Annotated in this window: 18 protein-coding genes and 1 tRNA gene; 14 read left to right on the forward strand and 5 right to left on the reverse strand. The window is 44.0% G+C overall.

Annotated elements, in window-relative coordinates:
• Positions 1–268 precede the first annotated feature (268 nt).
• A complete protein-coding gene (locus ACKI5J_RS16620) occupies positions 269–2,443 on the reverse strand; it encodes a glutamine synthetase III (RefSeq protein WP_407430611.1) in 2,175 nt (724 codons plus the stop codon).
• A gap of 475 nt (positions 2,444–2,918) precedes the next feature.
• Between ACKI5J_RS16620 and ACKI5J_RS16625 the strand changes: the two genes are divergently transcribed.
• Genes ACKI5J_RS16625 through fbp form a run of 3 tightly spaced genes read left to right on the forward strand, consistent with a single transcriptional unit; the run spans position 2,919 to position 5,199 of the window.
• The gene (locus tag ACKI5J_RS16625) at positions 2,919–3,632 is read left to right on the forward strand and encodes a tRNA1(Val) (adenine(37)-N6)-methyltransferase (RefSeq protein ID WP_407430612.1); all 714 of its coding nucleotides are present in this window, start codon (positions 2,919–2,921) and stop codon (positions 3,630–3,632) included.
• A 9-nt stretch (positions 3,633–3,641) separates the two neighbouring features.
• Positions 3,642–4,136, forward strand: coding sequence for a metallophosphoesterase family protein (locus ACKI5J_RS16630; RefSeq protein WP_407430613.1), 495 nt, complete (start codon positions 3,642–3,644; stop codon positions 4,134–4,136).
• 19 nt (positions 4,137–4,155) lie between these two features.
• On the forward strand, positions 4,156–5,199 hold the full coding sequence (gene fbp / locus ACKI5J_RS16635) for a class 1 fructose-bisphosphatase (protein ID WP_407430614.1): 1,044 nt from the start codon (positions 4,156–4,158) through the stop codon (positions 5,197–5,199).
• On the opposite strand, the gene rnhA is transcribed toward fbp, so the two are convergent.
• The gene (rnhA, locus tag ACKI5J_RS16640) at positions 5,194–5,652 is read right to left on the reverse strand and encodes a ribonuclease HI (RefSeq protein WP_407430615.1); all 459 of its coding nucleotides are present in this window, start codon (positions 5,650–5,652) and stop codon (positions 5,194–5,196) included. The genes fbp and rnhA overlap by 6 nt on opposite strands.
• A gap of 169 nt (positions 5,653–5,821) precedes the next feature.
• Between rnhA and ACKI5J_RS16645 the strand changes: the two genes are divergently transcribed.
• Positions 5,822–5,897, forward strand: a tRNA-His gene (locus tag ACKI5J_RS16645).
• A gap of 40 nt (positions 5,898–5,937) precedes the next feature.
• Here ACKI5J_RS16645 and ACKI5J_RS16650 read toward each other — a convergent pair.
• Complete coding sequence (locus ACKI5J_RS16650) at positions 5,938–6,126, reverse strand: hypothetical protein (protein ID WP_407430616.1); 189 nt, start codon at positions 6,124–6,126, stop codon at positions 5,938–5,940.
• Between the two features lie 600 nt (positions 6,127–6,726).
• Between ACKI5J_RS16650 and ACKI5J_RS16655 the strand changes: the two genes are divergently transcribed.
• The 5 genes from ACKI5J_RS16655 (at position 6,727) to ACKI5J_RS16675 (ending at position 11,376) form a co-directional block, all read left to right on the forward strand.
• The gene (locus tag ACKI5J_RS16655; protein WP_407430617.1) at positions 6,727–9,090 is read left to right on the forward strand and encodes a TonB-dependent receptor; all 2,364 of its coding nucleotides are present in this window, start codon (positions 6,727–6,729) and stop codon (positions 9,088–9,090) included.
• A 5-nt stretch (positions 9,091–9,095) separates the two neighbouring features.
• Positions 9,096–9,926 carry a DUF4249 domain-containing protein gene (locus ACKI5J_RS16660; RefSeq protein WP_407430618.1) on the forward strand — a complete coding sequence of 277 codons (831 nt, stop codon included), beginning with the start codon at positions 9,096–9,098 and terminating at the stop codon, positions 9,924–9,926.
• 223 nt (positions 9,927–10,149) lie between these two features.
• On the forward strand, positions 10,150–10,611 hold the full coding sequence (locus ACKI5J_RS16665; RefSeq protein WP_407430619.1) for a DinB family protein: 462 nt from the start codon (positions 10,150–10,152) through the stop codon (positions 10,609–10,611).
• Between the two features lie 27 nt (positions 10,612–10,638).
• Positions 10,639–11,019, forward strand: a complete 381-nt coding sequence (locus tag ACKI5J_RS16670) for a VOC family protein (RefSeq protein WP_407430620.1) — start codon at positions 10,639–10,641, stop codon at positions 11,017–11,019.
• A gap of 78 nt (positions 11,020–11,097) precedes the next feature.
• Positions 11,098–11,376, forward strand: coding sequence for a hypothetical protein (locus tag ACKI5J_RS16675; protein ID WP_407430621.1), 279 nt, complete (start codon positions 11,098–11,100; stop codon positions 11,374–11,376).
• A gap of 24 nt (positions 11,377–11,400) precedes the next feature.
• On the opposite strand, the gene ACKI5J_RS16680 is transcribed toward ACKI5J_RS16675, so the two are convergent.
• Both ACKI5J_RS16680 and ACKI5J_RS16685 read right to left on the reverse strand, forming a co-directional pair.
• The gene (locus ACKI5J_RS16680; protein WP_407430622.1) at positions 11,401–12,015 is read right to left on the reverse strand and encodes a hypothetical protein; all 615 of its coding nucleotides are present in this window, start codon (positions 12,013–12,015) and stop codon (positions 11,401–11,403) included.
• Positions 12,016–12,019: 4 nt separating this feature from the next.
• Complete coding sequence (locus ACKI5J_RS16685; RefSeq protein WP_407430623.1) at positions 12,020–12,514, reverse strand: RNA polymerase sigma factor; 495 nt, start codon at positions 12,512–12,514, stop codon at positions 12,020–12,022.
• 207 nt (positions 12,515–12,721) lie between these two features.
• On the opposite strand from ACKI5J_RS16685, the gene ACKI5J_RS16690 reads away from it, so the two are divergent.
• From ACKI5J_RS16690 to ACKI5J_RS16710, 5 genes are all read left to right on the forward strand, one after another.
• Positions 12,722–13,957 carry a PQQ-dependent sugar dehydrogenase gene (locus tag ACKI5J_RS16690; protein ID WP_407430624.1) on the forward strand — a complete coding sequence of 412 codons (1,236 nt, stop codon included), beginning with the start codon at positions 12,722–12,724 and terminating at the stop codon, positions 13,955–13,957.
• Positions 13,958–14,156: 199 nt separating this feature from the next.
• On the forward strand, positions 14,157–15,794 hold the full coding sequence (locus ACKI5J_RS16695) for a hypothetical protein (RefSeq protein ID WP_407430625.1): 1,638 nt from the start codon (positions 14,157–14,159) through the stop codon (positions 15,792–15,794).
• 6 nt (positions 15,795–15,800) lie between these two features.
• On the forward strand, positions 15,801–17,594 hold the full coding sequence (locus ACKI5J_RS16700) for an alpha-L-fucosidase (protein ID WP_407430626.1): 1,794 nt from the start codon (positions 15,801–15,803) through the stop codon (positions 17,592–17,594).
• Entirely contained in the window at positions 17,594–18,805 is a 1,212-nt protein-coding gene (locus tag ACKI5J_RS16705) for an SGNH/GDSL hydrolase family protein (RefSeq protein ID WP_407430627.1), read from the forward strand. The genes ACKI5J_RS16700 and ACKI5J_RS16705 overlap by 1 nt, the downstream gene beginning before the upstream one ends.
• 31 nt (positions 18,806–18,836) lie before the next feature.
• Positions 18,837–21,128 (forward strand): glycosyl hydrolase family 95 catalytic domain-containing protein, encoded by a 2,292-nt coding sequence (locus ACKI5J_RS16710; protein ID WP_407430628.1) that lies wholly within the window; start codon positions 18,837–18,839, stop codon positions 21,126–21,128.
• Positions 21,129–21,138: the final 10 nt, after the last annotated feature.

The following is a 21,138-nucleotide window of genomic DNA, read 5'->3' on the forward strand; positions in this document are numbered from 1 at the left end:
TGGCCCTGACATTAAGTTGTTTGCGAAGCCCTCCTTCACCGTAAAGATCATACTTTCGAACCCACTCTAATATCATACCCTCGCGGATGTGACGCTGGCGGGAAAGGCACAGGATTGGCTTCCCGGTCTTTACTTGAGAAATTATCTCCAGCTTCTCTTCAAACGTGTGTTTTGCCATAAATGATAAACCCCAAAAGTTGTTGTCCAACTTTTGGGGGTCACTTCAAGTTTTATGATACACCCTCTTTCACATATTGACAAGAAAAATTTATTTAATGAATAGCAACTCGCTCAGTTTAGGAAGCGGCCAGATGCTATCCGCAACGATCTTCTCCAGCTTGTTCACATGGTAACGGATAGGGTCGAAGTACGATTTGACGTTCTCATCATAAGCGATCGCCTTTTCGCGTGTATCTTCAATCACATTGGCTTTCTTTCGCTCGTTAATCATTATAGTAGTGTTCGACTTGATAAAGTTTACATGGTAAGAGATCTTCTTAATGATTTCCAATTGCGCGGCATAAGATTCTTCGTCCAAACCAAGGTCTTTGAGACCCTTAACATTATCGATCAGCGTAGTCTGATAGCTTACGGCAGCCGGGATGATTACGTTGTTCACCATCTCACCCATTACTCTAGCTTCAATCTGAAGCTTCTTAAAGAAACTTTCCAGCAGGATTTCATGTCTTGCATGACTCTCACGCTGTGTATAGACACCGGCTTCTTCAAAAAGACGAGTGGTTTTCTCCGTAACCAGGACATCTAAAGCTTTAGGAGTAGTTTTTATGTTAGAAAGGCCTCTCTTTTCTGCTTCTGCAGCCCACTCATCGCTGTAACCGTTACCTTCAAAACGAATCGCTTTAGATTCCTTGATATAACGCTTAATGACAGTCATCAGCGCAACATCTTTCTTCTCGCCTTTTTTAAGCAATTTATCTACCTCTACTTTGAACTTGCCAAGTTGCTCAGCAACGATAGTGTTCAAAATAGTCATCGGATTAGCTGAATTTGCCATAGAACCTACTGCACGTAGCTCAAACTTATTACCTGTGAAGGCGAAAGGAGAGGTACGGTTACGGTCAGTATTGTCCAGCAATATCTGAGGAACCTTAGGGATATGCGTCCACAATGCAGGCTCTTGTTTCATTTTGCTCGTTACACGGGAAGTTTCAATCTCGTCAAGCACTTCGTTTAGCTGAGTGCCCAGGAAAATGGAGATGATTGCCGGAGGAGCCTCGTTAGCTCCAAGACGGTGGTCGTTACTAACCGAAGCGATAGAAGCGCGGAGTAAGTCAGCATGCTCATAAACCGCTCTGATGGTATTCACAAAAAATGTAAGGAACATCAGGTTGTTCTTTGGCGTTTTTCCAGGAGCAAGCAGGTTTTTACCCGTGTTGGTAATTAGCGACCAGTTATTGTGCTTACCTGAGCCATTTACTCCAGCAAACGGTTTTTCATGTAGTAACACTTTGAAATGATGACGACGGGCAACCTTATCCATTAAGTCCATTAACAGCTGATTGTGATCGATTGCCAGGTTCATTTCCTCGTATAATGGCGCACACTCGAACTGCGAAGGCGCAACCTCGTTATGACGGGTTTTTAAAGGAATGCCGAGTTTTAGCGATTCGGTTTCGAAATCCTGCATAAAAGCAAGTACACGCTCAGGAATGGATCCGAAATAATGATCTTCCAGCTGCTGATTTTTAGCGGACATGTGACCGAACAGCGCTCTTCCGGTTGTATATAGATCCGGGCGCGCATTGAACAACGACAGGTCAACCAGGAAATATTCCTGCTCAATACCCAAAGAAACAGAAACCTTTTCAATGCCCTTATCGAAGTATTGAGCAACGGATACAGCGGCTCTGTCAAGAGCAGAAATGGCTTTTAACAAAGGAGCCTTATAATCTAATGACTCACCTGTATAAGAGATGAAAACCGTTGGAATACAAAGCGTCTTGCCCATGATGAACGCAGGAGAAGAAGGATCCCACGCCGTATAGCCTCTCGCTTCGAAAGTTGTGCGGATACCACCGTTAGGGAAGCTGGAAGCATCAGGTTCCTGCTGTGCTAAAGCTTCACCAGAGAATTTCTCAATTCCAAAACCGTCGCCGGTTGGTTCAAAGAAAGAATCATGTTTTTCAGCCGTAGTTCCAGTCAGTGGTTGAAACCAATGCGTATAGTGTGTTACACCAACGCTCATCGCCCAGGCTTTCATTGCAGAAGCAACTTGTTCTGCAACCTCGCGATCAATTCTTTCCCCGTTAATGATGGAGTTATCAACGCTTGCAAAAGCATCTTTAGAAAGATACTCTTTCATTTTACGTTTGTCAAAAACGAGTGAAGCGAAGTAATCCGAAATTTTAGGAGATGGAGAAGTGACCTCAGGAACAGTCCTGGTTAGAACGGCATTTAATGCCTGGAATCTAAGACTTGACATGATTTAATGTTGTTTTTTAAAAATATTTAAATAAAATATTCGTGTTGGGCTCAAATATTTATATAATCTAGCTAAAAAGCTAATAAAATTTTAAATTAATGATGTTGTATGACAAAAGGTGCGCCCACACCAGATTTCTTAGTGCTTATCGTTGATTGGTAAAGAAATCGGGTCGCAATATCAACCGATAAGTAGTAAAGTTTTAGAAAAGATCAGTTTGGCAGGAGAACACCCTTCGCTTCTAATTCGGTTGCTCATCCCGGGAGCGCTCATGATCCTTTTTTTCCGGACTGGAAGATTTAAAAGGGAGTATGTTTTTTAATACATTCCGGCAGGAAAAGGGTCTCGATCTGACGCCGGTTCAAGGACAATTACCACTTAATCTAATTAGAGCTTCTGCAAAAGTACCGGTATGGCTTTACAGAAATTCTTACATTTGGAGATCTGCCCTTGCTGGCAAGTTCACCTTATACAGATGAAGAACATCTTCCGCTTTAAACAGTTTAGCGTCGATCAATCCGGTTGCGGCATGAAAATCAACACAGACGGAGTCTTGTTAGGGGCTTTAGCCGGAGGGCGGGAACCGGAAAGGATTCTGGATATAGGAGGGGGGACGGGAGTTATTTCGCTTATGCTGGCCCAACGCTTTCCACAATCCAGAGTTGACGCTGTTGAAATTGATCCCTCTGCAGCAGAGACAGCGCGGCGGAACTTTGCGACCTCCCCATTCGCCGATCGACTGCGGCTGATAGACGGTTCTTTTCAGGACTATGGTGAGCGTCGGGATTTGGCAGCGTACAACTTGATCGTGAGTAATCCGCCTTTTTTTCTAAACGCCCTAAAAAATCCTGACCACCAGAAGAAGCTGGCCAGGCATGCAGAAGAGGGGTTCTTCCAGGAGTTGATGCAGTTTGCACAGAAACACCTCCGTTGGGAGGGGGAACTTTGGTTAATTTTACCGACAGAAGCAGCCCTCAAAACCAGGGACTTTGCTGCCGGTGAGGGGTTTCATCTCACAGCATGTATTGAAGTCAGATCCTTTGCAGGTGATCTGCCGCACCGTGAGATCCTCGTTTTTTCCAGGCAGCATAAAAAAAAAGATACGGCTTCGCTAATTATTTACGAGGCTCCAAAAATATATTCAGAAGCATATAAAGACCTGCTTCGTGACTTCTTAATCATTTTTTAGATACATAATATGAAACGGATCGGACTACTTTCAGATACTCATGGGTTTCTGGATGATGCGGTTTTTAAACATTTCGATCAGTGTGACGAAATCTGGCATGCGGGGGATTTTGGCAACATTGAGCTTGCTGATAAACTGGCTGCTTTTAAGCCACTTCGGGGTGTTTACGGGAATATCGATGGCCAGGATGTTAGGATTTGTCACCCTCTGGATCTGCGTTTCATGTGTGAGGGGGTGGATGTCTGGATGACGCACATTGGTGGGTATCCGGGAAAATATGACGCAAGGATCCGCACAGAATTATACAATAATCCTCCCAAACTTTTCATCAGCGGGCACTCGCATATCCTAAAAGTTATCTTTGATAAAAAGATCGGTACTTTACACTTAAATCCCGGTGCAGCGGGAAAACAAGGTTGGCATAAAGTGCGTTCTATGTTAAGATTCAGCGTTTCTGAGGAAAATATTCATAACTTAGAGATCATTGAATTAGGAAATAGATAATGTATAAAATACACTAAGTATGTCGGTAGTTAAAACGTTAGGCCAGTTTATTATTGAAAAACAAAAAGACTTTCCCTATGCAAAGGGTGAGCTGTCCCGTCTGTTGAGGGATATTGGTATCGCCTCCAAAATTGTGAATCGTGAGGTAAATAAAGCAGGTCTGGTAGACATTCTTGGTGAAGTAGGAACACAAAACAGCCACGGCGAGTCGCAGAAAAAGCTTGACGTGTTCGCCAATGAGCAGTTCATATCTGCGCTTACAGTGGGCGGAGAGTGCTGTATTGTTGTTTCGGAAGAAAATGATGAACCCATTTACATCAATTCGGAGATATCTCCCAATGCCAAGTACATTGTCGCAATTGACCCTTTAGACGGCTCATCCAATATCGATGTTAACGTTTCGGTAGGTACTATTTTTTCCATTTACCGCAGACTATCTACAGATGGGCCTGCCCAGTTGAAAGATGCCCTTCAAAACGGTACAGAGCAGGTTGCTGCCGGTTATGTGGTATACGGATCGTCAACGATGTTAGTATACACCACAGGAAAGGGTGTTAACGGCTTTACACTCGATCCTTCTATAGGCGAGTTTTGTCTTTCACATCCGGATATGAGCATGCCAAAAGACGGCTATATCTATTCATTAAACGAAGGAAACTACGTTCATTTTCCTCAAGGGGTGAAGAAGTACCTTAAATATTGCCAGGAAGAGGATGCTTCTACAAACAGGCCATACTCTTCGCGCTATATTGGTTCAATGGTTGCCGATCTACACCGTAATCTGCTGAAAGGCGGTATATTTATCTATCCGAGTACGGCGAGTGCGCCAAACGGAAAGTTGCGCCTGGTATATGAGTGCAATCCGATGGCTTTTATCATCGAGCAGGCAGGAGGAAGGGCCACCAATGGTTTCAAGCGCATCCTGGACACCGAAGTGGAATCGCTTCATCAACGGTCTCCTATATTCCTGGGATCAGAGAATATGGTACTTAAAGTGGAAGAGTTTATGCGGGAACATTGCCCGGAACTTGCTCCGAGAGAAGTCGAAAGTTCAGAATTATAATGCCTCTGCCTCGAAAAAGGTGTCTATTAATAATTTATCTTTTTGTTGAGCCGCTGCGACCGCTAAACGGTCGCAGCGTTCATTTTCCGGGTGTCCGGCATGACCTTTCACCCATTGAAAGCGTACTTTATGCTGTTTGTAGATCTGTAGGAAGCGTATCCACAGATCTTTGTTTTTTTTACCTGCAAAACCTTTGCTCATCCAGCCGAAAACCCATTTCTTTTCTACGGCATCGACAACATACTTGGAGTCGGAGTAGATGACGACGTCTTGTCCGGGCTTGGTCAGTGCTTCGAGTCCCACGATGACCGCCATAAGCTCCATCCTGTTGTTGGTGGTTTTCCTGAAGCCTGCCGACAGTTCCTTGTAGTGGGGGCCCGACCTTAACACCACACCGTATCCTCCCGGACCAGGGTTACCACTTGAAGCACCATCAGTAAAGATCTCGATCATTTTGCAGCGGGGTTTTAGAGCTGGCAAAAATAGCAAGATAAAGGAGAATAGTAGGGGAGGAGAAGGTGCATAAAAACAATTGTGTTCAGAATTAGGGAGTTAATGAAATAGTAAATTTAAAATTTGCATAATGTAATTTTTGAGTTATTTTTGCAGCATAATAAAGCACGGTGGTTTTAGCTCAGTCGGTTAGAGCGCCTGATTGTGGTTCAGGAGGTCGTGGGTTCGAGCCCCATATTCCACCCAAAAGTAAAAAGCCCTTTTTGGAAACAGAAAGGGCTTTTTTTATTCATCTCCATTATTCTTTTCATTAGAGTCCTCATAAATCTGTCGCTGGAAATCATTTTCAAACTCTGTCATTTTCTCTTTAGAAGGGGACGGGTACCGGCTGTAAGCAGTCAACAGAAAGTTTACCGAAGCAATAGGATTAGGCGAACGGGAACAAAGCCAGTTGGGAGGGTAAATAGCATTCATCCCCTGGTTTTGGTAGAGGCAGGCAGATTTAAAAACAAAAACCCCCTCGATGGGAGGGGGCAGTAGTCTGTACCAAGTAATCTTCCGAAGAATTATCTATATATACGTGTTGAATCTCAGAAGGATACAATAGATGTTAAAACACGTATTTGCCGTAGCTCCATCAGGTATTTGATGGGCAAATTGGATGAAATGGCCTTGTATCTATTCGTCGTCGTCACCGATAGGACATGGAGCAACTTCCGATGCCCGGTCTGCATTGTCGACCAGGATTTTTGCACGATGCACAATAATCACGTATTAACTCCCTACATAACAGGTATATGCCACATCGCCAAAACTTTAACTTTGGAACGTCATTTACTAAACCCTATTAATGCTCTCATCGCCCGGCTCTTATCAAGTTGGGCACTTTTTTCCCTGCCCGTTTCCCGTGATCACTAACTTGGAAAGATAGGACCGGAACCAGGTTGGAGTTCGATCCGCTGAAGATCCAGGTATATAGAGCTGCGTTTCCCAATAGTCTTTTATAAAATAATTTACAAAGTAATAGGGGTAAAGCAGGAGTTCGTTGTATTGAATAAGAACAATTCGATATGCATGAAATTTTTTAAACTGTTTTATCTGGCACTGCTGTTCCCCGGCGTTTTTACTACAGCATATGCCCAAAGGAAAGTTACGATCAGTGGTTATGTAAAGGATGCTGTCAGCGGAGAAAGTCTTGCCGGTGCACTTATCCTGGTGCCGGAAACCGGCATCAAGGCTTCAGCTAATAACTATGGATTTTATTCTTTATCACTTCATGCTGGCGATTATAGGGTGAGGTATTCGTATATGGGATACCAGCAGGAGGAACGTGCGGTTTCACTCAGGAGAGATACAGCGTTGAGTGTAAATCTAAGGCCAGCATCTAATATGATGGACGAAGTCGTGGTAAATTTTTCGTCTAAAAATGATCATGTTGGCAAACCTGTGAGTGTCGCTCCACTTACCATGGTGAAGGTAAAACAGCTGCCTGCTTTTTTGGGTGAAGCGGACTTGATCCGCTCATTCCAGTTGCTTCCGGGAGTAAGTACTGTTGGCGACGGAGCATCCGGATTTAATGTAAGGGGCGGAGGTGTGGATCAAAATCTGGTTCTTATTGATGAGGCGCCACTTTATTTTACATCCCATTTATTTAATCTTTTTTCTGTAGCCAATCCGGATGCCATTAAGGATGCCGCTCTTTATAAGACGGAGATGCCTGCACGATTTGGCGGCCGCTTGTCTTCGGTTTTGGATATCCGTATGAAGGATGGTAATAATCAAGACTGGAACTTTGCAGGGGGGCTGGGCCTTATTGCAAGCAGATTCACTGCTGAAGGACCCCTGAAAAAAGACAAAAGTTCAATGATTATTAGTGCAAGGCGTTCCTATACCGATGTACTTACTAAGCAGTCATCAGATCCCGCTATCAAAGATAATTCCATTTATTTTTATGATTTGAGTGCCAAGCTGAACTTCACCCTGTCAAAAAAGGATCGACTATTTGTTTCTGGCTATTTCGGTAAGGATCATATTGAGGCAGCAAAGAGTTTTCTGTTACAATGGGCTAATGGTACGGGAACGGTACGATGGAATCATATCTTCAATCCACGGTTGTTTTCTAATACCAGCGCAATGTATTCTGGTTACAAATATCGTCTGGGTGCTTATCAGGATCCGGCGACCAGCTTCACCTGGGATGCTTCTATTATTGATTATAGCTTAAAGAACGCTTATACCTGGTACCCAAGCTCGCGCAATACCATTTATTTCGGTGCTGAAGTTGCCTTACATGACTTTATGCCAGGAGGGGCTAAACCCTCCAACGATAATTCTATATTCAACTATACCGAAATCCCCGGACAGCGGGCTGCCGAGTACAACGTGTACTGGGATCATGAGATTGCATTGTCTGATGCAATTTCGATGGAATACGGATTGAGATATTCATCATTTCAAAGTCTTGGAAAAGGAGAAACTGTCATCAGTGATTATGTGGGACCTATCGGCGAACGAAAAGAACCCGTGAACCAGCGAACATTCAGTGACTGGCAATCTATAAAGTGGTATCACAGTTTACAGCCGAGAGTTTCTGTCAAGGTTCAAACCGGTGAGGATGCTTCGGTAAAGGCTTCGTTTAGCCGGACTGCCCAGAATCTTCATCTGGTGTCTAATACTATTTCTTCAAGTCCTTTGGATATTTGGACACCAAGTTCTTATAACGTCAAACCGGAGATTGCAGATCAGGGTTCAATTGGATATTTTAAGAACTTTAAAGATAACCGGTATGAAGCATCGGTTGAACTTTATTATCGGAAGCTTCATAATCAGATAGATTTCATAGACGGGGCTGAAACCCTGCTTAATGAAGATCTGCCGGGAGATATGCTGTTTGGCAGCGGCAGGGCCTTCGGCTCTGAATTTTATCTTAAGAAGAATGCCGGAAGGCTGAATGGCTGGGCAAGTTATACGCTCAGCAGGACGGAAAGAAAAATTAACGGAATCAATAACGATCTTTATTTTCCAGCGAAGTATGACAAAACACATTCGCTTGTGCTTGTGGCGGTTTATGAGTTAAAGCCACGGATTGTTCTTTCGGGAACTTATAATTTTGCTTCCGGAATACCGGCAACATTACCCGATGGCCGTTTTGAGTTTGATAATTTTCCTGTTCAGTATAACTCAGCAAATTTTAGGAATAACTATCGAATTCCCTCGTATCACCGTCTTGATCTTTCGGCTACTTTTAAAAGGAAACCGGTTCCGGGAAGGAAGTTTACCAGTGAATGGGTAGTTTCTTTATTTAATGCCCTGAATCGCCGGAACGCCTTCTCCCTGTATCTCCGTCAGAACGAAAACCATCCTACCCAGCTTGAGACAGTCCGCTTCTCCATGTTTGGCTCTGTAATTCCCTCTGTTACCTGGAACTTTAAATTTTAATGATCATGAAAAGACATCCATTTATACTGCTGTTTTCATTCTTCACTTTCTTGTTTTCTGCATGTGAAGACACCGTTGATATTCAAGTGAACAAAGGCACATCAGCACTGGTTGTTGAAGGCTGGCTTACCAATCGCCCAGAACACCATTATGTGAGATTATATTTAACCACTACGCTTAACGGCGCTGATGAGTTTGAACCGGTAAGCAACGCATCACTTGTATTAACAGATGATGCCGGAAATGCTGAACAACTTCATGAGGTCGGTTCCGGAAGGTATGAAATATCAACTATGAAGGGTGTTGAGGGTTATACTTATACGCTGAGGATTCAGACTTCAGACGGAAATTATGAGGTAGAATCTAAAATGCCCCGCCTTTCTATGGCTCCGGATTCTCTTACTTTTAAGTATGAGGAAGAATCTATCGTTTATGAAGAGTCTGGTTTTTATCCTTATATCCACGGACAGGAACTGGAAGGTGAAGATGATTTCATACAGGTTAAACTTTTTAAGAACACTCAATATCTGAACAGTGTAAATGATATTAACATTTTCCCTGATAAGTTTGTCGACGGGAATTATATATCAATGGGCCTGGCTATTGATGGTGCATTCTCCGAGGGCGATACCATTAGGGCTGAGGTTTGGTCGCTCACAGAGAGTGCTTATAATTTTTGGACCGACATTCGCACGCAACTGCAAAATGGCGGCATTTTTGCCTCCCCACTAACGAATACCCGTACCAATGTGAGAAAATTGACAGCGGATTCTAAGAATGTGGTTGGCTACTTTGGCACGTCGTTGGTGAAAACTGTCGAGAGAAGAGTAGAATAGGTATTACGTCAACCGTTCTTAAAAGTCAGGGTTTGAAAGCCTTCATCAGGTGGATTTCTTGGTTGTGAAGTATTGTGTCGAATAGCATTTCTCCATCTTAGCCCTTGCTGTAGTGTAAAGGCGGGGATAAAAGTATTTGTCTTTTAAGAAATCAAAACATTCTTATGCAGTAAGTTGTCCTTTATAAGGAACGTAAATAATTGATATTATTTGACTTATCCCGATGGAAGACTTGATAGCAGAACTAAGAACACTATTGAATGGAGGGGGAGCCCATGTCAGTTTTAAAGAAGCCACTTCGGGCATCCCGTTTAAGATGCTCGGTGAAGCTCCGCATGGCCTGCCGTATAGTATTTGGCAGTTGGTAGAGCATATCAGGATAGCACAATGGGATATGTTGGAGTTTAGCCGGGATGCGGGGCATACATCCCCTGAGTGGCCCAAGGGATATTGGCCGTCGGAGAGCGCTCCTTCTGATGAACCTGCCTGGCTAAGAACTTTGGAAAAGATCGGAGATGACTTAGAAGCTTTTATGACATTATTAGAAACAGAGGATCTATACAAACCCTTTCCCTACGGCAATGGTCAAAATATCTTAAGGGAGGCCCTCCAGATCGCTGATCATAACGCCTACCACATTGCTGAGATTGTAATGATCCGACGCCTGTTGGGCATATGGAAGTGACGCGGTTCAACCATTAAAATAAAAATCATGTTGAAGGATTCAAAAGCATTTAGTTCATTTTCAGTAAATGATCTTCAGCGCGCGAGGGAATTTTATCAAACTATCCTGAATTTGAACGTAAAGGATGGGGCTATGGGGACTCTGGAATTACATATTCCTGATTCATCACCTGTTTTGATTTATCCAAAACCGAATCATGAGCCCGCTAGTTTTACGGTACTTAACTTTCCGGTCGAAGATGTTGATACAGCCGTCGATCAACTGGTCAAAAAAGGAGTTCAGTTTGAACATTACGATGATGAGGGTATCAGAACCGATTCAAAAGGGATTTTTCGTGATGAAGGACCGGTCATCGCCTGGTTTAAGGATCCGGCAGGTAATATTTTATCAGTGATTCAGGCAGATTAATCAGATGTTTGGAAGACATCGAAGCTTCGACGTCGGATCAGGGTCTAAACAATAAGTTGTCAAAGTCGTTTTATCTGAATGGAAAACTTTTCAATTAAGGTCAACTATGCGGAGGAGTTGCATCAGTTTGAAGTGGGCGAATATCCGCACTATGATGATGAACGATGCAAATACCGGGTTTATAAAAATGGCAACTACGTAGCCAGCTTTGAGCCTGACAGACAGAATTATTTACATGTCTGTCAGAACGTGGCCGGACTGGACGAGGAGTTGTTGGATTTGTTGGCTGACCATATCGAATCACGGATTCCTCATGCCAGGAATAAGCGCCTGGACGAAAATGATTTAGAAAACTAGAGGATGAGTTTTACCTGTGTTTAGTTATTGTTGAAATTCAGCTAAAAGCTTTTGGATTTCCGCTAAGGGGTCTTTAAAATGTTTTTTGTTTTCGGCACGAATGGCGGCGGTGCAGCAAAGGAGTGATATAACGAAAATGAGCAATGCACTTACAGGATAAGCGACCACACCGCCCGGAACGTAAATTCTGAAAACCATCCAGGTCATTATCGCCGTACTCAGGAGTACCAGAAAGATTTCATATCTTCTCTTAAATTTATAGAAGCCATACAGAAGATGCTGATGCGTTTGTATGTACTCTCGAATGGGAAGGCCAGAAGTATGCTGGTCGCCAGATCGAAGGCGTGCCATATGCTTGAACTTTTTTAATAATACGATGGTAAAGGGTATATACATTAATATGCAAAGAACCCCGACGACCATTAGAAATGAATCACTCCAGTGTTTAATGATGACGTGGGAGAGGTAGGCGTATACGATTATTTGAAGGGTGAATGACGACCAGAAATATTGCATATTTATTTTCATTTGCTTATTAGCTCTCTGTCTTAATATGATATGCAACGAAGTTTTATCTAAGCGAGAGGTATAGCGGGCAGCGGAACTGTCTTGCATCCAGCTTTTTTTAAGTTCTTCCATGTTCCTACAAGATATGTTGTTTAAATTTCCTCAGTTCATTCTTAATCCGCACGAGCCGGACACTAATGTTTGATTTTGAGAGACCTGTAATTCCGGAGATCTCGTCGTATTGAAGATCTTCCAGATATAGTAGGACTATAGACTTATTCAATGGAGACAACTTCTCCAGTAATCTATAAAGCATAGTTATATCCCACTCTCGCTCAGTGACCGGATCATCGGCTATTTGATTATGTGCTTCGGAGATGGATTCACTCTTGGTTCGTTTGCTCCTTTTTAAATTAGTCAAGGCTGTGTTAAGACATACTTTATACATCCACGTTGAAAACTTGGCGTTCCCTTGAAAGGAAGGATAGCCTTTCCAGAGCTGATACAACATTTCCTGTATCACATCCTCACGATCCTGGCTATCGTTGAAGTAGATGTTACAGACCTTATGTGCGATGCCCATATTTTGGTTGATCTGCTCGATAAATGCGTCTTCCAGTTTATCTTCCATTTGGACCTTATCTTATTTTAACAATTAGTACCAACAGGATGTAAAAAGCTACATTAAAAAAATAAGTAGTTGTATATCTTTCAATGAAGTTAAGGATCTGGATAATATGCGCGAAGCAAAGTATGTTGATTATTTAACAATAAATTACAGAACAAAACTTAGATGCGCTGGTAGTATAACAAAGTAGTCCCAACTAAAAGACATGTTATGAGTATCAGCCTGAACTTTAGGAGAATGGTCATGTTTGCTGGTTTTATACCAGTACTAATTTCATGTTCAGAAAAGAAGGGTAGTCACGCAGATCCATCAACACCAGGAGCAACGACATCGCCAGTAGAAATAAATCCTCCAAATGCAAATTATAAACCTGCGTTTGAGGGGCAGACACGAATAAATGGTATAAAAACCCAGACTGCTTATAAAGCGACTGTTATTACATCGTCTCTGGCCAGCCCATGGGGAATTGCCTCATTACCAGATGGACGGTTTTTAATAACTGAGAAGGCCGGACGCATGCGAATTGTTCATTCTTCGGGAAGCGTAAGTGAACCTATATCCGGTGTGCCGCAAGTTAATGCTTCCGGGCAAGGTGGCTTGTTGGGATTATGCCTCGATCCGGACTTTGTATCTAACAGGATGGTCTACTGGTCGTTTTCAGAACCAGGTAATCTCACTGCCATCGCTAAGGCGAAATTATCGGCTGATGAACGTGCATTTGAGAACGTGACTGTTATTTATCGTGCAACACCGGCTTATGGAGGATCAAATCATTATGGTGGCAGGGTGGTTTTCGATCGTAACGGAAACCTTTTAGCTAGTACTGGTGAACGTTCTGATATGACTACGCGGGTACAAGCACAATCAGTCAGTTCAGGATTAGGCAAGATCGTCAGGATAACTAAAGATGGACAGCCAGTTGCGGGAAACCCCTTCCTGGGGCAGGCGGGAGCGCGCCCCGAATTATATTCTATCGGGCACAGAAACCCTCAGGGTCTGGCATTTCACCCTGTAACGGGCGACCTATGGGAGAGTGAGCATGGTCCTAAGGGAGGTGACGAGCTTAACCGGGTTCAGGAGGGCGCCAATTATGGCTGGCCTACCATCACTTATGGAATTGAGTATAGTGGCCAGAGGGTAGGTGAAGGTATTCAACAAATGGAGGGTATGACGCAACCTGTTTACTACTGGGATCCTGTTGTATCGCCCAGTGGCATGACATTTTACAGCGGCGATCGTATTCCAGAGTGGAGAAATAACCTATTTATCGGAGCTTTAAGTGGAATGCACATCATTCGTCTGGTGATTGAAGATAATAAGGTTACAGCGGAAGAGAGACTGCTAACCGATGAAAATCAGAGGTTTCGTGATATTACACAGGGTGCCGACGGCGCCCTGTATGCAGTTACTGATCAAGGAAGGTTATATAGAATTGACAAGGAATAGGCCGCCAAGCAAGCTGAATTAGTTGAATCAATAGCCATTTGTAAAGAGAATTTCTGTTACCGCATCAGTTAATTTTGGTTCACTGAGGTATTAAGAAATGATCCGTAAATATTCACTTAGCGTTTTAATAGTATTTTGTTTTATAGCTTGTAGTCTTAGGATTGGTAAGGCTCAAACCGGACAGCCCTTTGTTTTGGATATGGTTCACCATAACCCTGGAGAGCCGTTAACCAAGACGGCTTTCAGTGATCCTGAGTATTTAAGATCTTACGGATATAATGGTATTGTTGTTAATGACTTCACGTTTGCACATGCTGCTTTAACTTATGATAGCCTAAACCGTGATATCTTCCCGGCCGGAAGTAAAGAAAGGGCGTGGGTGATGTCTGCGGCAGAGCGGGTCAGGCAGAATATATCCAGAGCAAAGAAAGCTGGCTTGCAGGTATATTATTTCACTGACATGGTTGTTGTTCCAAAGAAGCTCGCGGAAATATATCGGGATGAGATTGTTGACGGAGACGGAAAAATAACTTTCGATCGGCCTAAAACAATTGAAATTCATAAGGTCATGTTGGCCGAGCTGTTCGAAAAGTTTCCGGATTTGGATGGATTGGTGATTCGTACAGGTGAGACCTATCTGAATAATGTTCCTTATCATACGGGTAATAACCCCATTACCAGGGGCGTTGAAAGCCATGTCAAACTGATTGATTTTTTGAAAGACGAGGTAGCCATCAAGCGCAATAAGAAAGTGTTTTATCGGACGTGGCTATCGGCTGGTATGCACGAAAAGCCAGAAGTTTATCTATCAGTAACCAACCAAATTAGTCCTCACCCTAACCTGATATTTTCGATCAAACATACGAAAGGAGATTTTCACCGGACATTCGATTTTAATCCTACGCTTACCCTGGGTAAGCATCCTCAAATTGTGGAAGTCCAATGCCAGCGGGAGTACGAAGGAAAGGGTGCCTATCCCAATTATATCGCTGAGGGCGTGATAAACGGATTTGAGGAGTTTGCATCAAACACCCCACAGACCGGATACAAGGGGCTTGCAGAGATTAAGAGTCATCCGAATGTAAGGGGGGTGTGGACCTGGAGCAGGGGCGGCGGCTGGGTTGGTCCTTTTATTACGAATGAATTCTGGCCGCGGCTGAACGCATTTGTTATCAGCCGGTGGATGAAGAGTCCGGGTGCTTCTGAAGAACAGATTTTTGACCAGTTTATGGTCGAGAACGGGGTGTCTAAAAAAAGCAGGAAAGTGTTCAGGGAGTTATGCCTTTTATCTGCAAAGGCCGTGTTGAGAGGCCATAATAGTGCCTCGCTTGAATGGAACGGCAGATGGGTCTGGTGGACCAGGGACGAGTTTCTTAGCGGAACAGATGGCCCCATCTTGAGCTCTGCGTTTGAGAAACTTTATTCCAGCTCTTTACTTGACGATGCGGTGGAAGAGAAGTACCAAGCCTTGAAGCTATGGTTGGAAATAGAAGCATTAAGCCTGAAGATAAAAATCGCATCAAAAGAAGACGAGAGATACATCCGGACCTCTTCACGATATGGTCGTTTATTACACGAGATCATTGCTGAAGGCTGGAATGTGATGGCTCTGGGCTTTGAAGGGGATAAGACAGGCCAATATGACATTGCTAAAATTAAAGGTTCCATACAGCGGTATGACCGGGCATGGGAATCATACAGGAAACTGAAGCGTTCAGATCCGGCCGCTGCCACTCTATATCGGCCATACCAGTTTGTTTTCAGAGCGAGTGGTTATCATTCGACTGCTGGACTGGATGCCTCAGTAAATAAATACCGGCAAATCAATTTAGACTAACATTTTATGAGATCATTATCGAATAAGCTTTTACTGGCCTTTTTTTTATCAGTCAGCGTTTTACAGGCCAATAGTCAAACGATGGATGAAATGTGGGACAGCAGGTCTTCTGATCAGGAGCATCCGAACATAGGCTGGTTCAAAGATGCAAAATTTGGGATGTTTATTCATTGGGGTTTATACTCCAAGCTTGCAGGAGAGTGGAAGGGCAAGCGTTATTACGGAAGCGGGGAGTGGATTATGAACCAGGCTAGAATTCCGATTGCGGCATACAGTAAGGAAGCGGCAACGTTTAATCCGACCAATTTTGATGCGGAGAAGTGGGCTCAGCTTGCCGAAGACGCAGGGATTAAGTATATGGTGATTACAGCTAAGCATCATGAAGGATTCTCCATGTTTGACTCGAAGGTTACAGACTTCGATATTGTTGACGCAACGCCATATAAAAAGGATCCGATGAAGGCTTTAGCGCAGTCTACACGCAAACGAGGGATTCAATTCGGCTTTTATTATTCGCAATTTCAGGACTGGTATGAACCTAACGGTGGTAAGAATACCTGGGATTTTGACGAAAGCAAGAAAGATTATCAGCAATATTATAACAACAAGGCGATTCCGCAGCTTAAGGAGCTGATGACTAACTATGGTCCCCTTGGGATTGTATGGTTTGATACGCCGGGCGGGCTAACAAAGGAACAAACAAACGATTTTATTAAGGGACTTCGTAAGCTGCAGCCAAACAGTCTGTTTAGCAGTAGAGTGGGTCACGGTCTGGGCGACTACCGGGATTATGGTGATTCGGAGATTCCGGCGACACCTATTAAGGGAGCCTGGGAATCTATTTACACGCATAATGATTCCTGGGGGTACATTAAACATGATATGAACTTCAAAACTCCGCGGGAAATTGTGCATCTCCTGGCACAGGTGGCTTCAAAGGGAGGCAATTTGATGCTCAATGTAGGCCCTGATGGTACGGGTAAAATTCCGGAGTATTCGGAGAAGTTCTTAAGGGAGACCGGGAAGTGGCTTGCCAGGAATGGGGAGAGTATTTACGGTTCAACGTATGGTCTTGTACCGGCTCAACCCTGGGGAGTGTCGACTTCAAAACCCGGTAAACAATACCTACATGTGCTCAACAGGCCGCTGGATGGCAAGTTGGTTATTCCCGGCTTTAAGGCTAACGTCAAATCTGTTTCCATATTAGGTGGACCGGCGGCCGTTCTTTTTAAAAAGCGGGGAGATGTTTTGGAAATCAGCCTTCCTGCGGGAGATGCGGCGAATTTAGGTACGGTATGCGTGGTGAATTATGCCGGGAAGCTGGCAGATCTTGACTTGAACGCTCCGGTGAGCATATCCAGCCAGTTCGAATCAAATTACGTTGAAGCTATTTTTGGGAAACCGCAGGGCAAGACAACAGTTAGATCACTTACATACAGTCATTATTATGGTGATTGGAAGCATACGACATGCGTAACGGGCATGCAGGACTCATCAGATGCGATCACATTTCAGCTGAATGTGCTGAACCCGGGAGACTATCAGATCATAGCGGAGTATAGTTGCCCGGAAGAAAGTGCAAAACTGGAGGGCTCATTGCATGTTCAGGATCAGCAATATCTGTTCCGTACGCTGCGCACATCCGAATTTGTAAAGAGTGCTCCCCTAATGTTTATTAAACATACTCTGGCTACTACCACTTTTTCAACACCAGGGGTTTATCCTGTCGTTTTACGCCCTGCCGGATCTGGCAAAGAGTTGTTTAAATTAAAGTCGCTGATCTTAAAGCCAGTAAGGTAATGAACTTGATCAAGACCGTTTGTTTAACAATTATGCTGGTTTCCTGGTCCTATTTTAAAAAGGCCCAGGCTCAAACAAATACTTCAGCTGATTTCGGGTCATTTATCCATTATTACGGTGATCTCAGCAATTTTCGTTACTTGCTTAAGCACGAAAAGGAAATCAACGTGGCCTTTCTCGGCGGGTCGATCACGAAAAACGACGGGTGGAGGGACCAGGTTGGGGAGTATCTGAAAAGCAGCTATCCCAATATCAGCTTCAATCTGTTGAATGCCGGTATTCCTTCTCTTGGCAGCGTTCCCCATGCTTTCAGGTTTAAGGAAGACGTGCTCGCCAAGGGGAAGGTAGATCTTCTTTTTATAGAGTCTGCCGTAAATGACCGGGGAAATGGTACTCCGGAAATTCAGCAAAGACGGGCACTGGAGGGGATAGTGCGTCAGGCCTTAAAATCCAATCCGCATACCGACATCATTTTAATGGCTTTTGCGGATGAGCTGAAAATGGAAGACTACAGATCAGGAAAGGTTCCTCCGGAAGTAGGGATCCATCAGGAAATTGCTTCGAAATATAAATTGCCGTTTATCAATTTCGCAGAGGAGGTGACCCGTAGAATAGACAACAAAGAGTTTAGCTGGAAGGAAGATTTTAAGAACCTTCATCCCTCTCCATTTGGCCAGGAAGTCTATTTCAGATCAATACAAAACTTGTTCGAGCGGCTTCGGTCTAAGGTTGTGACGGCAAGTGGATTATCTGCCCATGAGCTGCCTCGTGCTATGGAGATGAAGAACTATTGTTCGGGAAGATACGTGCCTGTCAGTCAGGCTCAATCCATCAAAGGCTTTCAGTTAAATCCTGCATGGAAGCCCAAAGATGGCGCACGTACGAGGCCAGGTTTCGCTAACCGTCCCGTGTTGGAAGGAGAGGGCGCGGGAGCAGAGCTGCACTTTAATTTCCAGGGGGATGCTGTCGGTATAGCCGTTAATTCGGGTCCGGACGCCGGGGTAATCGAATACAGTATTGATGGAGGAGCATTGAAGGAGATAGACCTCTATACACCATGGAGCAAGTCGTTACATCTGCCCTGGTATCTGGTGCTGGGGGATAACCTCAACGCGGGGACACCCCACCACTTAATGATAAGAATAAAGAACTCAAAAAATACCGCTTCAAAAGGCCAAGCATGCAGGATCGTTCACTTTCTGGTGAATTAGTTTCTTGTAGCTTCTGACTAACTATATCAATATGCGTAATCATAAATTTATTTTCGTACTTATCTTTTTGGCAGGAGTGTATGCCAGCTTACAAGCACAGCCTGCTTATGAGAGCAGAAATTCGGCTGTGTTGACTACGGCTCCGGCTAAGCTGCCGGTGAAAAGGGTTCCGGCTGCCGCTGTGGCGGGAAATGGTGACATAGGCTTAACTCTCGGAGGGAATCCTGATCATTTGACATTCTATCTGGGTAAGAACGATTTTTGGCGGGCTCACCCGGTTTATCCCGGAGGAGGGATAGCGTTTCCCGGAGGCTTTGATATCATGATAAGTGATTTGGCGGGAGCCAGTTACCGTGCCGAACAGCAGATCGGTAAGGCGCGTATCGCTGCGGAATTTGGAAAAGGCAAGCTGCGTGTACAGATGAATACTATCGTGTCGGCAACCAGTAATAACGTACTGATTGAGCTGACCGCTAACAGAAATAGCCGTTTGAAATTTAATTTGTGGCCGGCTGAAGGAAATACATCGGAGGTTTCTAATGGGAAAGATAAGGATGTGTATTGGGCGGTACGATCATTTGCCAACACCCCGATGCTGGAATGGCCCTCTCATGTGGCAATTGCCATGAAGGTTCTAAACGCAGCAAGTTCTTCTGAGCAAAGTGTTGAATTGCCAACGAATAAGAAAGTTGTTTTTGTGTTGAGCATGTTTACCAATCATGATCGAGTTGATTGGAAAAGCCATGCTATCAGCAACGTTCGGAGTATTGATGAACAGGCGGTAGCACGGCTCAAAGAAAGTCACGAGAAATGGTGGTCGGATTTCTGGAGTAAGTCTGAGATTCAGATTCCAGACAAGATGCTGGAGAAGTATTACTATACGTCACAATATCTTCTGGGAAGCAGCTCACGAAAGGACAAATTTGCTCCGGGCATCTGGGGGCCTTTCATTACTCAGGATTCGTCCCTCTGGGGTGGTGATTATCATCTGAACTATAATTACCAGGCTCCTTATTGGGCAGCATTTTCATCTAACCAGATAGATCTGACGGATAATTTCGATCAGCCTATCCTGGATTACATGGAAAAGGGAAAGGCGCATGCGCGTGATCTTCTCGGACAAAACGGTATTTACTATCCGGTAGGAATTGGTCCCAAAGGCCTAGTGACGACCCGTTGGCCACTCACTGAGGATGAAATGTTGAAAAGGTATGCCACGAGAGAAAATACCATTGACGGCGGATATAAGTTTCTTGGCCAAAAAATCAATGCTGTCTTCAGTGTGGGAAATATGCTGATGCGCTTTTACAGTACCTATGATAGCGATTATGCGAAGCGCGTTTATCCTTATATGCAACAATGCGCGATCTTTTGGGAAGAGTATCTGAAGTTTGAAAATGGGCGATATGTTATCTATATGGACCATTTCAATGAAGTTATGCCTAATATTCGCAACAAGGGAATATGGCGTAACCGCCTAGGTGATTTTAATTCCACCTTATCAGTTGGTCTGGTGAAGATGCTGTTCAAGGGAATGTTGGACGTAAGTGAACACTTGAATGTGGATGCTGAACGTCGGGATAAGTGGAAACATATCGTGAATCACTTAAGTCAACCTCCTGTAGGAGAGGTAAACGGTAGGATGGCGCTTAGAAGCGTAGAACGAAATGTTGATTCGGATAACCCACCGGCTGTAGGGCTTTCACGGGTATCGATTCATGGATTGATATTACCCGGAGGAGTAACCGGCCCGAAAACAGATCCTGAATTTAATAAGATCCTGTTGAGCGACATTTCTCATTGGAAGGATAACATTGCTTCGAAAGCTGACTGGGCTAATACATCAGGAAACGGTATTGAGACTTGTTATCCGGCAGCTGTACGGGTGGGATATAGCGCAGATTCGGTTCTGATGTATCTGAAAGAAAGAATTTCGGCACAGTCACTTCCCAATTTTTGGATCACTCAAGGTGGTGGTGGTATTGAGACACTCGCTGCTGTGCCACTCACTATCAATGAAATGCTTATGCAAAGCTACGAAGGTATCATCCGGATGTTTCCAAACTGGAACAAGCAGAAAGACGCAAGTTTTAAGACACTTAGGGCTTATGGGGCGTTTCTGGTTAGCAGTAAACTGGAAAAAGGAAATGTTCAGTACGTTGATCTGGAAAGTGAAAAAGGCAGGGTCTGTGTAATGGAAAATCCATGGCCCGGAAGGAAGATAAAGGTGGTTCGAGGCAATGGCAAGACCGAATTTGTTGAGGGAGCAACTGTATCATTTAACACTTCAGTTAACGAACGGCTGAGATTAACGGCCATGTAGAGACCCATCT

The organism is Arcticibacter sp. (assembly GCF_045629565.1).
Taxonomy (GTDB): domain Bacteria; phylum Bacteroidota; class Bacteroidia; order Sphingobacteriales; family Sphingobacteriaceae; genus Arcticibacter.

What these genes read in the sequence shown, in the direction of transcription:
- ACKI5J_RS16620 (WP_407430611.1), bottom strand. Translation starts at nt 2,443, where the DNA reads ATGTCAAGTCTTAGATTCCAGGCATTAAATGCCGTTCTAACCAGGACT.
- ACKI5J_RS16625 (WP_407430612.1), top strand. Translation starts at nt 2,919, where the DNA reads ATGAAGAACATCTTCCGCTTTAAACAGTTTAGCGTCGATCAATCCGGT.
- ACKI5J_RS16630 (WP_407430613.1), top strand. Translation starts at nt 3,642, where the DNA reads ATGAAACGGATCGGACTACTTTCAGATACTCATGGGTTTCTGGATGAT.
- fbp (WP_407430614.1), top strand. Translation starts at nt 4,156, where the DNA reads ATGTCGGTAGTTAAAACGTTAGGCCAGTTTATTATTGAAAAACAAAAA.
- rnhA (WP_407430615.1), bottom strand. Translation starts at nt 5,652, where the DNA reads ATGATCGAGATCTTTACTGATGGTGCTTCAAGTGGTAACCCTGGTCCG.
- ACKI5J_RS16650 (WP_407430616.1), bottom strand. Translation starts at nt 6,126, where the DNA reads ATGAATGCTATTTACCCTCCCAACTGGCTTTGTTCCCGTTCGCCTAAT.
- ACKI5J_RS16655 (WP_407430617.1), top strand. Translation starts at nt 6,727, where the DNA reads ATGAAATTTTTTAAACTGTTTTATCTGGCACTGCTGTTCCCCGGCGTT.
- ACKI5J_RS16660 (WP_407430618.1), top strand. Translation starts at nt 9,096, where the DNA reads ATGAAAAGACATCCATTTATACTGCTGTTTTCATTCTTCACTTTCTTG.
- ACKI5J_RS16665 (WP_407430619.1), top strand. Translation starts at nt 10,150, where the DNA reads ATGGAAGACTTGATAGCAGAACTAAGAACACTATTGAATGGAGGGGGA.
- ACKI5J_RS16670 (WP_407430620.1), top strand. Translation starts at nt 10,639, where the DNA reads ATGTTGAAGGATTCAAAAGCATTTAGTTCATTTTCAGTAAATGATCTT.
- ACKI5J_RS16675 (WP_407430621.1), top strand. Translation starts at nt 11,098, where the DNA reads ATGGAAAACTTTTCAATTAAGGTCAACTATGCGGAGGAGTTGCATCAG.
- ACKI5J_RS16680 (WP_407430622.1), bottom strand. Translation starts at nt 12,015, where the DNA reads ATGGAAGAACTTAAAAAAAGCTGGATGCAAGACAGTTCCGCTGCCCGC.
- ACKI5J_RS16685 (WP_407430623.1), bottom strand. Translation starts at nt 12,514, where the DNA reads ATGGAAGATAAACTGGAAGACGCATTTATCGAGCAGATCAACCAAAAT.
- ACKI5J_RS16690 (WP_407430624.1), top strand. Translation starts at nt 12,722, where the DNA reads ATGAGTATCAGCCTGAACTTTAGGAGAATGGTCATGTTTGCTGGTTTT.
- ACKI5J_RS16695 (WP_407430625.1), top strand. Translation starts at nt 14,157, where the DNA reads ATGGTTCACCATAACCCTGGAGAGCCGTTAACCAAGACGGCTTTCAGT.
- ACKI5J_RS16700 (WP_407430626.1), top strand. Translation starts at nt 15,801, where the DNA reads ATGAGATCATTATCGAATAAGCTTTTACTGGCCTTTTTTTTATCAGTC.
- ACKI5J_RS16705 (WP_407430627.1), top strand. Translation starts at nt 17,594, where the DNA reads ATGAACTTGATCAAGACCGTTTGTTTAACAATTATGCTGGTTTCCTGG.
- ACKI5J_RS16710 (WP_407430628.1), top strand. Translation starts at nt 18,837, where the DNA reads ATGCGTAATCATAAATTTATTTTCGTACTTATCTTTTTGGCAGGAGTG.